Source organism: Haladaptatus rarus, from assembly GCF_054177585.1.
In genome coordinates, this window is the sequence record NZ_JBPEHG010000001.1 from 541,944 (window position 1) to 554,252 (window position 12,309).

14 protein-coding genes and 1 pseudogene are annotated in these 12,309 nt (G+C 61.2%); 9 read left to right on the forward strand and 6 right to left on the reverse strand.

Going from position 1 to position 12,309, the window contains the following annotated elements; all coding sequences use genetic code 11:
- Positions 1-128 precede the first annotated feature (128 nt).
- Both ACR3FE_RS03000 and ACR3FE_RS03005 read right to left on the reverse strand, forming a co-directional pair.
- Positions 129-1,286, reverse strand: a complete 1,158-nt coding sequence (locus ACR3FE_RS03000) for a S8 family peptidase (protein WP_458205328.1) — start codon at positions 1,284-1,286, stop codon at positions 129-131.
- 106 nt (positions 1,287-1,392) lie between these two features.
- Positions 1,393-1,629 carry a hypothetical protein gene (locus ACR3FE_RS03005; RefSeq protein ID WP_458205330.1) on the reverse strand — a complete coding sequence of 79 codons (237 nt, stop codon included), beginning with the start codon at positions 1,627-1,629 and terminating at the stop codon, positions 1,393-1,395.
- Positions 1,630-1,791: 162 nt separating this feature from the next.
- Between ACR3FE_RS03005 and ACR3FE_RS03010 the strand changes: the two genes are divergently transcribed.
- Both ACR3FE_RS03010 and ACR3FE_RS03015 read left to right on the forward strand, forming a co-directional pair.
- Positions 1,792-2,550: a DUF2797 domain-containing protein gene (locus tag ACR3FE_RS03010; RefSeq protein ID WP_458206000.1), complete on the forward strand. Its 759-nt coding sequence runs from the start codon at positions 1,792-1,794 to the stop codon at positions 2,548-2,550.
- Positions 2,551-2,573: 23 nt separating this feature from the next.
- Complete coding sequence (locus tag ACR3FE_RS03015; RefSeq protein ID WP_458205332.1) at positions 2,574-3,911, forward strand: DEAD/DEAH box helicase; 1,338 nt, start codon at positions 2,574-2,576, stop codon at positions 3,909-3,911.
- Between the two features lie 22 nt (positions 3,912-3,933).
- Here the strand turns inward: ACR3FE_RS03015 and ACR3FE_RS03020 are convergent, their stop codons facing one another.
- The gene (locus tag ACR3FE_RS03020; RefSeq protein WP_458205334.1) at positions 3,934-4,320 is read right to left on the reverse strand and encodes a hypothetical protein; all 387 of its coding nucleotides are present in this window, start codon (positions 4,318-4,320) and stop codon (positions 3,934-3,936) included.
- Between the two features lie 76 nt (positions 4,321-4,396).
- On the opposite strand from ACR3FE_RS03020, the gene ACR3FE_RS03025 reads away from it, so the two are divergent.
- Positions 4,397-5,905, forward strand: coding sequence for a DUF790 family protein (locus ACR3FE_RS03025; RefSeq protein ID WP_458205336.1), 1,509 nt, complete (start codon positions 4,397-4,399; stop codon positions 5,903-5,905).
- 39 nt (positions 5,906-5,944) lie between these two features.
- Here the strand turns inward: ACR3FE_RS03025 and ACR3FE_RS03030 are convergent, their stop codons facing one another.
- Positions 5,945-6,517: a DUF7122 family protein gene (locus ACR3FE_RS03030; RefSeq protein WP_458205338.1), complete on the reverse strand. Its 573-nt coding sequence runs from the start codon at positions 6,515-6,517 to the stop codon at positions 5,945-5,947.
- A complete protein-coding gene (locus ACR3FE_RS03035) occupies positions 6,514-7,419 on the reverse strand; it encodes an RsmB/NOP family class I SAM-dependent RNA methyltransferase (protein WP_458205340.1) in 906 nt (301 codons plus the stop codon). The genes ACR3FE_RS03030 and ACR3FE_RS03035 overlap by 4 nt, the downstream gene beginning before the upstream one ends.
- 108 nt (positions 7,420-7,527) lie before the next feature.
- Here ACR3FE_RS03035 and ACR3FE_RS03040 point away from each other — a divergent pair, with 108 nt between their 5' ends.
- The 6 genes and pseudogenes from ACR3FE_RS03040 to ACR3FE_RS03060 all read left to right on the forward strand — a co-directional run bounded on the left by ACR3FE_RS03040 (position 7,528) and on the right by ACR3FE_RS03060 (position 11,795).
- A complete protein-coding gene (locus ACR3FE_RS03040) occupies positions 7,528-8,274 on the forward strand; it encodes a proteasome assembly chaperone family protein (RefSeq protein WP_458205341.1) in 747 nt (248 codons plus the stop codon).
- Between the two features lie 451 nt (positions 8,275-8,725).
- Entirely contained in the window at positions 8,726-8,899 is a 174-nt protein-coding gene (locus tag ACR3FE_RS03045) for a hypothetical protein (RefSeq protein WP_458205343.1), read from the forward strand.
- A 63-nt stretch (positions 8,900-8,962) separates the two neighbouring features.
- Positions 8,963-10,084, forward strand: a complete 1,122-nt coding sequence (locus ACR3FE_RS03050) for a pyridoxal phosphate-dependent aminotransferase (RefSeq protein WP_458205345.1) — start codon at positions 8,963-8,965, stop codon at positions 10,082-10,084.
- Positions 10,085-10,178: 94 nt separating this feature from the next.
- Positions 10,179-11,030 (forward strand): UbiA family prenyltransferase, encoded by an 852-nt coding sequence (locus tag ACR3FE_RS03055; protein WP_458205347.1) that lies wholly within the window; start codon positions 10,179-10,181, stop codon positions 11,028-11,030.
- Between the two features lie 220 nt (positions 11,031-11,250).
- Positions 11,251-11,340: pseudogene (locus ACR3FE_RS27775) on the forward strand (DUF7969 family protein); the annotation flags it as partial.
- Positions 11,341-11,513: 173 nt separating this feature from the next.
- Positions 11,514-11,795, forward strand: coding sequence for a DUF7969 family protein (locus tag ACR3FE_RS03060; RefSeq protein ID WP_458205349.1), 282 nt, complete (start codon positions 11,514-11,516; stop codon positions 11,793-11,795).
- Positions 11,796-11,830: 35 nt separating this feature from the next.
- Here ACR3FE_RS03060 and ACR3FE_RS03065 read toward each other — a convergent pair whose 3' ends face one another.
- A complete protein-coding gene (locus ACR3FE_RS03065; protein ID WP_458205351.1) occupies positions 11,831-12,166 on the reverse strand; it encodes a hypothetical protein in 336 nt (111 codons plus the stop codon).
- Positions 12,167-12,309: the final 143 nt, after the last annotated feature.

The window sequence follows — 12,309 nt, forward strand, 5'->3', positions numbered from 1 at the left end:
TTTGTCACCACATAAATTTATCTAACGAACATTATAGTTAGTAAAATTATTATTCTGCGTAAAGACAGCGATAGTTCTGGCGGAGAATTATCGGCAAAAGAAAATGGGTGATGGGGGTCGCCGAACGCTTAGTTGTCGGACGAGTCGAGGCCGAGTGCGGCCGCCACGTCGAGGAGGCCAGCACCGCTCTCGTTGTCCGCCAGACCGATGTTCTCCGCCGTCTGCTTGATCGTGTCACGCGCTTGCGTGTTCGACGAGCCGTTGGCCATCAGCTGACCAGCGGCACCGGCGACGTGCGGACAGGCCATCGACGTGCCCGAGAAGGTGTCGTACCCGCCGGGAATCGACGAGTAGATGTCGGTACCCGGCGCGGCAATCTCGACTTCCGGGCCGGTGCTGGAGAAGCCCGAGAGGTTGTCGCTGCTGTTGGTCGAGGAGACGGCCATGACTTCGGAGTAGGCGGCTGGGTAGCCGACACAGTCCGAACATGGACCGTCGTTCCCCGCTGCTGCAACGAGGAAGACGCCGTTGTTCACCGCGTACTGGCACGCATCTTTGAGCGTCTGCGAGCCGGACGAGCCGCCGAGGCTCATGCTACCGACATCCCAGCCCTGATCGGCGACGTACTCGACACCCGCCGCGATGTCGGAGTACGTCCCACTTCCACGCTTGTCGAGCACTTTGACCGCGTGGAGCGTCGCCTCCGTCGAAACGCCGATGACGCCCTGATTGTTGTCCACGGCGTCGGCGATACCGCCACAGTGGGTACCGTGGTCGTTGTCGTCGTCCCATGCGTAGCGGCACTTCTTCGGGCCACCCTTGCACGATACGAACGCCTTACCCGAGCCGAGGTTCGCCTGTAGGTCGGGGTGGTCGGAATCGATACCGGTGTCGATGATGGCGATGTGTGCCCCCGCGCCCGTCTCACCGTTGCGGTGAGCGACGTCGGCGTCGACGCGCTCGATTCCCCACGGCTCGGTCTCCGCGAGGGCGTGCATCATGCCGTTCTCCTCGACGTAGCGAACGTTCGGGTTGTTCTCAAGCCCGAAGATGGCCTTCTTCGTCGTCCGAATCGTCACGACGTCGATGGAGTTGAAATCACGAACGACATCGCTTGCCGCACTGAGTGCCGCCGAGCGACCACGGTCGCTCTTGAACCCGACGTTCACTTCGACCGTGTCGTCGGGGGCTGCTGCTGCGAGACCTGCTACGCCTGTCACTGCGAGCGATCCGCCAGTCAGTTTGAGTACGTTACGCCGCGAAACGCCATTGGCTTTCCTTACCATGCAATTTAGTACAACTTACCATAGATATAAATAATTTTCTGTTTTGTTTAGTATTTATTTTGATATATAATTATCTAAAGCCCCATTACTTGGGGAGGTTGCAGGTTCAGGTGTCGGGTGCACCTGTCTGTCCGTTCGCTTCTACGTAGCGTATCCCGGGGTGGTCGGCTAATTCAGACCACTTCTCGCGCGGAATTTGAATCGTCACTATGTCGAGTGATTCGAACTCTCGGACAACTGCTACAGAACAGTCCACTGCAGCTTCACGACCCTCCTTGCCTTGGAAACCGACGTTCACCTCAACCACTTCCCACTCGGAATCCCCTGTGGTACTGTCCGGCACGGTAAGTCATTACGAAGCAGGGGTTATTAAAACATTTTGTTTCTATTCAAATTTTGCTAACTTCTGCAATTCCAAGATTTGTTTCTAACAAATTAATTACGTAACAAACGTCTTGCCTTGATGAACGGTACGATTTTACACGAGCGAGCAGTAGCTGCTGTCGTGCAAATCGTCGGGTACGAAACTGGTGCAGCTGGAGAGACCCCGCCCACCCTACTGGTGAGTGACGACGATTCACTCGTCCGTGAAGAACTGGTCGCTGGTGCCGAACTCGAATACTCGCTCGGAGATCGGCACTGTGCCGGGACACTTGATGGTTCGACCCATATTCCCTGTGCTCGCCCTGGGACACCCTACTGCGACGTCCACACCAGCACGTGGATCTGTGCTCGATGTACCGGGACGTGTCTCAAAGACGAGATGGACTGTCACGAACCACACGCGATCTACCTCGCCGCGTTTGCCCCCCGGACGTTCAAGGTCGGAGTCACCCGCGAGTGGCGTCTTCACACGCGCCTGCGCGAGCAGGGTGCAGACCGCGCCGCACATCTCCAGACGGTGAAGGACGGTCGAATCGCCCGCAATCTGGAGGCCGAGATAGCGGAGACGTTCACCGACCGCGTTCGTGTTCCCACGAAGATCCGAGACCTCCATCGATCCGTCGACGAGCAGGCGTGGCAGGACGCCCTTTCGTCGTTCGACCCCATCGAGGCGTTCGACTTCGATTACGGGTTCGAGTTGGACTCCGCGCCTGTCGACGAGACGCTCGTCAGTGGCACGGTCGTCGGAACACAGGGTCGCGTGCTTGTGCTCGAACGCGCGGGCACAGCCTACGCGACCGATATGCGAAACCTCGTCGGCTACGAGCTCGAACGTGGGACGACCAAACGAGATCTTCAGGCGAGCCTCGGCAGTTTTTAGGCCGCAGCGACCCCAGTTCCGGTGTGGCCGACGCGACCATCTCGTTCGAGGACGGTACCCTCCGAATCGAAACCGAACGCGACCTGCCGTACACTGAACCGGATCCACGTTCGAAGACTCGACGTGCCCCGGCGTTTCGCTACGGTGCCATCCGCGAATATCTCGACGAGCACGACATCACGACGGGCGATTCCGTCCTCGACCTGCCGGAACTGCCGGAACTGCTCTCTGCCTACGAACTCCGAACGTATCAGCAAGAGGCGCTCGATTCCTGGGACGACGCCGAGCGACGAGGTGTGCTCGAACTACCGACAGGGAGTGGAAAGACCGTCATCGGCGTGAAAGCCATCGAACGATGCCAGACACCGACGCTTGTCGTCGTTCCGACCATCGACCTGCTCGAACAGTGGCGGCGGGTGCTCGAAACCGAGTTCCACGTCCCGATCGGCCAGCTCGGCGGCGGCGAACAGCGTCTCGAAGGCCTCACTGTCTCGACCTACGACTCGGCCTATCTACGGGCAGACGACATCGGAGACCGCTTCGGACTCGTCATCTTCGACGAGGTTCACCATCTCGGCGGTGAGGGCTACCGCGAAATCGCACGCCTCCTCGCCGCCCCAGCCAGGATGGGATTGACGGCGACGTTCGAACGACCCGACGGTGCACACGAAGTCGTCGGCGAACTCGTCGGTTCGAAGGTGTTCGAGATCGACGTGGACGAACTGGCTGGCGAGTATCTCGCACCCTACGACGTGAAGCGCCTGACGGTCGAACTTACGCCGGACGAGCGCGAGCGATACGAGCAGGCCCAGGACGTGTTCACCGACTACCTCGCACGGTCGAACATCCAGATGCGAAGTGGCAGCGACTACCAGGAACTCGTCAAGCGGTCGGGCAACGACCCGCGAGCACGAAAAGCACTTCTCGCCAAGCAACGCGCGCGAAACATCATGATGAACAGCGAGGGAAAGGTGATGGCGCTCGCCGACATCCTCGACCAACATCGCGGCGACCGGATCATCGTCTTCACCGCCCACAACGACCTCGTCTACCGACTCTCCGAACGATTTCTCATCCCGGCCATCACTCACCAGACACCCACCGCGGAGCGTCGAGACGTGCTCGACCGATTCAGACGCGGGGACTACTCACGCGTGGTCACCTCGAACGTGTTGGACGAAGGTGTGGACGTCCCTGACGCGAACGTGGCAGTCGTCCTCTCCGGGAGTGGAAGCGAACGCGAGTTCACGCAGCGACTCGGGCGCATCTTACGCTCGAAAGAAGACGGCGGGCGTGCGATCCTCTACGAAGTCGTCAGCGAATCGACCGCCGAAGTCCGGGTTGCGAACCGACGGCGATGAGGCAGAGAATCCACGACGATACCTACTGCAGGTCGAGGTCGATGCTGGTTCGGGACGCATTCTCGTACTTCGCGTAATCGACCGGCATGACGACGGTGACGGCTTTCGACTCCCCACCTGGAACGGTCACTTTCCGTCGCTTCTCGTGAACCGACTCGCCGATGGTGACGGAGGTTTTGAGCGTGGCAGAATCCTTCCTCTCGCCCGTGTTCTCCACCGTCACGATGACGACGAGTTTTCCTTTCTCGCCTTCTTTTACCTCGATACCTTCGTTTTTTAGATTTCCAGATCGCCGCCGATCCCCGTCGTCGTGGGTTTGACTGCCGCCACCGAGGATGGCAGCACACCCGCTGGTAGAAGCGAGAGTGGCGACGAGACCGAACTGCTGGAGGGCTTCTCGCCTTCGCATACCAGAACCACTTGGCCGACCGGAATGAATCTTCTCATTCAATTTCCTTTTGTATATTCCGCACGTATCCCGCATCGTGCTCACGAAAGACCTGCTCCGGATATCTCGCGCCGGGGGAGGCTATCATCCGCAGTTCGCGGGGCGCGAACATCGTCCCCTCGCGGCGCGCGTACTCGGTACCTATCAGGGTCACGTCGGCGAACAGCGTTCTCGACTCCAATCTGCCCTCTCAGAACTCGAAACCGAAGCTCCTGATTTCAAACTCGTCCGAGGGTTCGCCAAACTGCTCGAACGTGAAACAGTCTTCGAACCACGCGCCGCCGTACTGCCGGAGCGCGCCCGAAAGGTTGCGTTCGAGGAAGCCGAGTCGGTCGGCGTCGGTCACGACGCCGACCGTGAAACCGCGCTTCAGCAGGCAGGAGAGCGGCTCGGTGCGACCCCGGACGAGGTCGCCGACTCGCTGTACGCCGACCTCGAAGAACGACAGATCCTCACCGCTTTCGACTCTCGCTGGAGCCCCGACGAACTGATCGCCCAGTACAACCTCTCGCTCGCCCAGACCGCGTTGTTCGATGCGACCGAGCTTCGAGTACGAAGTGCAGACCCCAAGGCGCTCGTCTCCGCCGTCAAGAGACTGCGACTGATGTACGAGATCCGGAAGACCGACGCCGGGCGCGAGGTGGTCGTTACCGGCCCCGACGCACTCTTTCGCGCGACCCGCCGATACGGAACCAGATTCGCCCGTCTCCTCCGAACCGTCGTGAAAGCCGACGAGTGGCACCTCACCGCGACCATCGACGACTACGGAACCGAGCGGGAACTCGTCCTCACCGACGACGACCCCGTGCGCCCGCCCGGAACGACGCCAGTCGGTGACGTGACCTTCGACAGCGGCGTCGAACGCGAGTTCGCCACCCGGTTCGAAGCTCTCGACCTGGACTGGCATCTCCTGCGTGAACCGGAACCGCTCGAAGCAGGTGCAAAGGTGATGATTCCGGACTTCGCGTTCGACTACAAACACGCCGACTTCCGCATCTTCTTCGAGATAATGGGTTTCTGGACGCCCGAGTACGTCGAGAAGAAACTCTCGCAACTCGACGCCGTCGAGGATGTGGAACTGCTCGTCGCGGTAGACGAAACCCTCGGCGTCGGTGAAGAGATCGCCGCACGCGACCACCGAGCCATCCCCTATTCTGGCCGGATTCGCGTCAAAGACATACGCGACGCGCTCCGGCGCTACGAAGACGAACTCGTCGCGGAAAGTGCTGACTCGCTCCCGGACGAACTCGTGCCAGAGGCCGACGCCATCTCGTTAGCCGACCTCGCCGCCAGCCACGGAGTGAGCGAAGATGCTATCGAAGACAAGGCGTTTCCGGAACACGAGCGAGTCGGTCGGACGCTGGTTCGTCCCGCAGTTCTCGCCTCGCTGGCCGACGAGATCGAAGCCGGGATGAGCTACTCGGCGGTGGAGTCGATACTCGCGAAGTCGGGAATCGAAGATAGCAGTGCAGTTCTCTCGAATCTCGGCTATTCGGTCGAATGGGAGGGGCTGAGCGGCGGGACGGTTCGGCAAGGTAGCGAGTGACGAGATCGCAAACGGCGAGACAGCGGGTGGCGATTTGCTCTACAGGTCGCGCTGGCGACCCTGCGGGACGAGCGACTGAAGTTCGCCGTGGAGATACAGGCCGACGCCGAGTGGTTCCCTGTCGCCAGCGAGTTCGTGAGCCACGATGAGATAGCCCCAATCGCCGTCCCAGTCGAGTTCCTGATCGTCACCGCGAGCGAAGCGCCGTGCCTGTTCGTGGCCGAGTTCGATGACGTTCTTCGTCGCGTGCCGACCGAATCGCTGCGCCGCGTTCGTCGTGGGTTTCCAGTGTCGCTGGCGCGTTCGAAGGAACGTCATCCCGAGTGCTTCGATGCGAACCGGCGAATCGAGGTCGCCGTAGAGCACCCAGATCTTCCCCTTCCCTTTCTCCCAGAGGCTGTAGTCGTCGAAGGTCTCCGGCGGGATTCCGAATCGTTCGTCCCACCAGTCGAGCACCTCCTGTCTGCTCGCGCGACCGGACACCTCGCGGTCGTCCGCGGTGGCTGGAAGGCGGTCGAATCGCTGGCCGTCGTTCGTCACTTCCTCGCTGATCGCTTCGTTGCTCGTCGCTTCCTCACTCGTCGGTTCGCTGTCGTTCGATTCCTCGCTCATGTTCCCACCTCCAGTTTTGCGCAGAAGAACCCGCCCGTATCGTTGTGGTGCGGATAGAATCGCTTCGCCTGCCGGATGCTCTCGTCGTACTCCTCGCCCTGCCACTCGGTGAGGCCGGGGTCGTATTCGAGGTCGATGTCGTACGGGACGAGTCGGCAGTCCTCGCGCGCGAGAGCGTGATCGAGAACTGCTTCGTTCTCTTCGGGAGCGAACGTACAGGTCGAGTAGACGACCGTTCCCCCGTCTCGGGTGGCCTGTACTGCCCGCCGAAGGATACCCTTCTGGACGCCAGCGACACCTTCGATGTGGTCGAGACTCCAGTCGTCCAACGCGGTCGGGTTCTTCCGGATCGTCCCTTCACACGAGCAGGGAACGTCCACGAGTGCGGCGTCGAACGTCGGGAAATCGAACGGTTTGAGCGAGAAGTTCCGAGCGTCCTGGTTCGTCACCGCGGCGCAGGTGACGCCGAGTCGTTCGGTGTTGAATCTGAGCGCCGAGAGGCGACCGAGGTTGCTGTCGTTCGCCACGACGAGACCTTCGTCGTCCATCAACGCGGCGAGTTGCGTCGTCTTGCTTCCCGGGGCGGCGCAGGAATCGAGCACGCGATCACCCGGTTCGGGGTCGAGAACGAACGCGGGAATCGAAGACACCTCCTCCTGTCCGTGCGTCCACCCGTGAAACGAGGGCCACGTGTTGCCCGGACTCCCATCGATCTCCAGCACGTTCTCGTTCCACTCGCGCGGCGTCCACTCGACGTTCGCCGCGTCTAACGCTCGTGTGATTCGCTCTCGGTCGGATTTGATTGTGTTCACCCTGACGACCGACGGAAGCTGGCGTTCGCAGGCGGCGAGAAACGCCTCGAAGTCGTCGAGGATGGGTTCGTAGCGCTCCAGTGCGTCCATTACTCGTGAGTGCGAGCGAGAGGCGTTTGTGGGTTTCGGAGCGTCGCCACGGATTCCTCAGCTGGAACGTCCCTCCTTTTTAAGGCGAATCCACCCGAACAACGATGTATGAGCGACATTACCGTGGTCGCCGATGACGTGAAACTGGACACACCGACGTTGGTCGAGGGACTGCCGGGACTGGGTCTCGTCGGGAAGATAGCGACGGATCACCTCGTCGAGACGTTCGACATGACCTACTACGCGAGCATCGGTTGCGAGGGGATTCCTCGGATCGCGGTGTACGAAGGCGGGAGCCGAAAACTGCTGCCACCGGTTCGGCTGTACGTCGACGAGGAGCGAGATCTGGTCGCACTGCGAAGCGACGTACCCGTCTCGCCGAACGCAGCACCAGAGTTCGCCAACTGCGTCACCTCGTGGGTTCGATCACACGACGCCACCCCGCTGTATCTGAGCGGTCTCCCCCACAAGAAGCAGGCCGACCAGGTACCCACCCTCTACGGCGTCGCCACCGGCACGGCGGGCACCCTGTTGGACGACCACGATATCGGCTCGCCGCAAGAGACGGGTGCCGTCAGCGGGCCGACCGGAGCACTCCTCCACCGAGCGACGAGCGACGAGATCGATGCCATCGGGCTCATCGTTCAATCCGACCCGCAGTTCCCCGACCCGGAGGCGGCACGCATCCTCATCCAGAAGGGGATCGGCCCGATCGCCGACGTCGAGGTGAACACAGACGACCTCGTGGATCGTGCCGAGGACATCCGCCAGCAGAAAGAACAACTCGCCCAGCGGATGCAACAGGCCGACGAAGAGGAGAGTTCGCAGGCACAGCCGCTTCGGATGTTCCACTGAACCGTTTACGACGAACCTTTCACGACGGTCGCGGGGGCGCGGTGCTCCTTCGCTCGCGGTGAATTGCTAGCCCTCTAGCGGTCGTGTCGTCTGCTACAGCACGGCGGCAAGCTGTCCAGTCGCTTTCCGGTCGGCGTAGGCGCACGCACACCGGGGAGGCATGGGGACGCCGAGGACGGGCGGCCCCGGCGGTTCGGGCCGTCCGTCCGCATGTTGCGGTGTTTTGCCCTAGCGCCTCCTGCTGTGCTGTAGTGTTCTCGACCGCACAGAAAAGCCGGTTTCTAGCGGTTGTGTCGGCGGCCGATTCTTGGCGGTTGTGTCGCAGCAGATTTCTGGCGGTGGTGTCGATTGCTGACTCCCGGCGGTCGTGTCACCTGCTACAGCACGACAGCAGGTCGATCGACGGCTCGAAGCCGTCGTCTTTTTCAGCGCGAATCACCTCCCCGAAGATATGACAGACTCCGACGCGACCGACACGACCGACGCCGAAACCGTCGATCTCCAGCAGTTCTTCCGCGACGTAGACAAAGTGTACTCCGAGTACGACAAAGGCTACATGGACGCCGACGCGGCCCTCTCGGTGCTCGAAGACCACCTCGAATCGCTTCGAGCGCAGGTCGAGTGACGAAGCGAGCCAGCAGAGCGATAGGAGAAGAATTATCGCCCCGCGTTCCGTCGTTTCGGGCATATGACCGGCTTTTCGGACAGGGTCGAACAGGTATCGATTAGTGGAATTCGGAAAGTGTTCGAGGCCGCAGGCGAGGACGCGATCAACCTCGGAATCGGCCAGCCCGACTTCCCGACACCAGACCACGCTCGGCAGGCCGCACTCGACGCCATCGAATCGGGTGCGACCGACGCTTACACACCGAACAAGGGCTTCCCCGAACTTCGGGACGCCATCAGCGCGAAACACGAGCGAGACAACGACCTCGACATCCCACCGGAAAACATCATCGCCACGGCGGGCGGGAGTGAAGCCCTCCATCTCGTCATGGAGGCCCACGTGGATGCGGGCGAGGAGGTCATCTTCCCCGACCCCGGATTCGTCGCCTACGACGCCCTGACGCACATCGCTGGCGGGACACCGAAACCGGTACCAGTCCGCGAGGATCTGACGCTCGACCCCGAAACCGTCGAAGAGGCGATCACGGAGGACACCGCCGCGTTCGTCGTCAACAGCCCTGGCAACCCGACCGGTGCAGTCTCCAGCGAGGAAGACATCCGCGAGTTCGTCCGCATCGCGGACGAGCACGACGTGCTCTGTATCACCGACGAGGTGTACGAACACATCGTCTTCGACGGCGACCACTACTCGCCGATGGAGTTCGCCGAGACGGACAACGTCGTCATCGTCAACGCCTGTTCGAAGAGCTACTCGATGACCGGCTGGCGACTGGGCTGGGTCGCGGCGAGCGAGCGCAGAATCGAGCGCATGCTCCGCGTCCACCAGTACGTCCAGGCCTGTGCGAGCGCCCCGTCGCAGTTCGCCGCGGAAGCCGCCCTCTCCGGCCCCCAGGACTCGGTCGACGAGATGGTCGCCGCCTTCGAGGAGCGTCGTGACGTGCTTCTCGATGGGCTCTCGGATATCGGACTCGAAACGCCCACCCCGTCTGGTGCGTTCTACGCCATGCCGAAAGTCCCCGAGGGATGGGTGGACGAAGTGCTCTCACGAGGCGTCATCGTCGTCCCCGGCGAGGCGTTCGGTGAGAACGGCGCTGGCTACGCTCGCATCTCCTACGCGACGGGTATCGAGGAGATCAAAGAGGCTCTCGAAGTGATGGACGAGGCCGCGCGCGCGGTGCGGTAATCGACTCCGATCAACTCCGTGGATGGCCGCTGGTGGTACCTGCTACCCACACTGGCCTGAGATTTTATCTTCGTGGCAGTCGTAATTGAGGGATATGTCCATCTCGCGCCGCGGCTCCGGCGTCGTCTCTGCCGTCCGCGCCGTCACTTCGCAGGTGCATCCGGTGTTCATGCTCCCACCTATCGCCGCCTCGTGGTTCGGGAGTATGCTCGCCGGACGCTTCTCGCTCCTGACGGGCGCTCTCCACATGACCGCCATCTTCGCGGCGGTCTACACTGCCCACGTCAAGGACGGCTACGTCGATTTCTACGTCCGGGGCGAGGACGACGACCATCCACTCACGGCGGGCGGCTGTAGAATCCTCATCGCCGGAGCGACGGTGGTCTTCTTCGCCTGTCTGGTCGGACTCTGGGTCATCGTCGGCCTGGGTGCGGCGCTCATCACGCTTCCGGGCTGGTTCATCGGCTACTTTCACGCGCCCCAACTCGACATGCATCCGGTCACCGCGACCGGGGGGTATCCCCTCGGCATCGCGCTGGCCATCCTCGGCGGCTATTACACTCAGATGGGCGTGCTTTCACCGGTCGCGTTCGCCTTCGCCCTCGTCTTCCTCGTCCTCCTCTCGGGCGTGAAAGTCATTGACGACGCACAGGATTACGAGTACGACCGCTCTATCTCGAAACGAACCGTCGCGGTCGTGCTCGGACGCGAGCGCGCACGAACCACCGCTTTCGCGCTCATGCTACTTGCACTGTTCGGCGTGCTCGGCTTCGCCGTGGCGCGGGTATTTCCGCCGAGTACCCTCATCGCGGTGCTGGCGTTCGGAGTCGTGGCGGGAATCGCGCATCGTGCCGGGCCTGAACTCGCCACGATGTTGCTCATCCGCGGCTCGTACGTCTTCCTCGCACTGTTGCTGGCAGCGGTCTGGTTCCGACCGCTCTCGTAGCGCGGCGTGACTCCACGGTGACCGACTGTCAGCAGGGTAGTACATTTCAGTAGATTTCAGTACAAACGAGTGGTCACCATCGTAGGTGTCGCCCTCGTTCCAAACCTTACGCGCACGATGAGTCAGTCGAGTTTCCCGCGCGAGGAGAGCCACGACGCGAACTCACTCACCGCTGAAAGCCGACGCACGGTTTACGTCCGTCGAACGCTAATACCCATCTATGACGGTGCCCGTTCGCTACTACTGTCCCCACTGTGGAGCCATCGCCACGCTGGAACGCGACGCTCGTCTCGCGGACAAGTCAGTAACTGCAGTACTGTCTAGTTAAGCGATTCTGGTGTAGAGTGGCGGTTCAACGTCTCTCCCGTGAGTGGCTAACGAATCCCTCTCGTCTCATTATGACGAGGTTTTCGGTGAAACAATTGAATTCAGTCTTCTCACGATGCAGCCGATCTCACTCTCAAGAATCAGTTACTACGAACAGTGCATAAAATCCCCTCCATCTTACCGCTATCGCTTGGTTTTCCCTATCTAGACAGTGCCGTAACTGCCGATCCCCTGGATGGGTGGAAGTACGCCAACGCCTACGAGGAGTTCGAGGACGCGGATGGCGTTGAAATTGTCTGTGGGGCGAGTGAAACCGATGGCGAAGGTTGTGGCGAGTTGTACTACCTCAACTTCGTGAAGTTCGAGGGTGGCGAAGAACTCGATCCACAGGTACCCCTCCGGTCCGAGGATGCGCCGAACTTCGATTTCAGAACGTAGCCGACGTCAGGAGAGAACCCACCTATCGTCAGCGTTCATCGCACTTCGAACCAGAATCCCCACTCGTAGGTCTCGCCGTCCACACCGTATCTGTCTTCGAACCGATATCGACCTGCCGGGAAACACGAGTCGTTCTGCTCGTGATTCAGGACCGACCATTCGATATGTGTCCGGTCACCTGATTCGAGCGTGCGGTGTTCGATGGCACCCTGACCGCCGGAACCGTGAGTCTGCCAGCAGCCGTCGTGTCTGTCGTCCGGTTCCGTCTCGTACTCCAGTACGAGTCTCGCACCCTTGTTCGCCTCGCTCCGCACGTCCGCAAAGGGGCGGGATAGTCGAACCGAAAGGTCCGGGGTTCGTCGGCAGTACACTCGAATTGAACCTGCAGTCGAGGCGGATGTTCTGGCGTCCCCGTCGAAACGAGTTCGGCAGAGAGACTCGCAGGCAATCCATCGGGAACCGGGTCGTTTTCGATGGAGAACGACCCCCGTGGAGAGATATCGAGGACGCTACC

Bases quoted from the DNA above. Each gene is read 5' to 3' on its own strand.
- ACR3FE_RS03000 (WP_458205328.1), bottom strand. From the start codon at position 1,286: ATGGTAAGGAAAGCCAATGGCGTTTCGCGGCGTAACGTACTCAAACTG.
- ACR3FE_RS03020 (WP_458205334.1), bottom strand. From the start codon at position 4,320: ATGCGAAGGCGAGAAGCCCTCCAGCAGTTCGGTCTCGTCGCCACTCTC.
- ACR3FE_RS03030 (WP_458205338.1), bottom strand. From the start codon at position 6,517: ATGAGCGAGGAATCGAACGACAGCGAACCGACGAGTGAGGAAGCGACG.
- ACR3FE_RS03035 (WP_458205340.1), bottom strand. From the start codon at position 7,419: ATGGACGCACTGGAGCGCTACGAACCCATCCTCGACGACTTCGAGGCG.
- ACR3FE_RS03040 (WP_458205341.1), top strand. From the start codon at position 7,528: ATGAGCGACATTACCGTGGTCGCCGATGACGTGAAACTGGACACACCG.
- ACR3FE_RS03045 (WP_458205343.1), top strand. From the start codon at position 8,726: ATGACAGACTCCGACGCGACCGACACGACCGACGCCGAAACCGTCGAT.
- ACR3FE_RS03050 (WP_458205345.1), top strand. From the start codon at position 8,963: ATGACCGGCTTTTCGGACAGGGTCGAACAGGTATCGATTAGTGGAATT.
- ACR3FE_RS03055 (WP_458205347.1), top strand. From the start codon at position 10,179: ATGTCCATCTCGCGCCGCGGCTCCGGCGTCGTCTCTGCCGTCCGCGCC.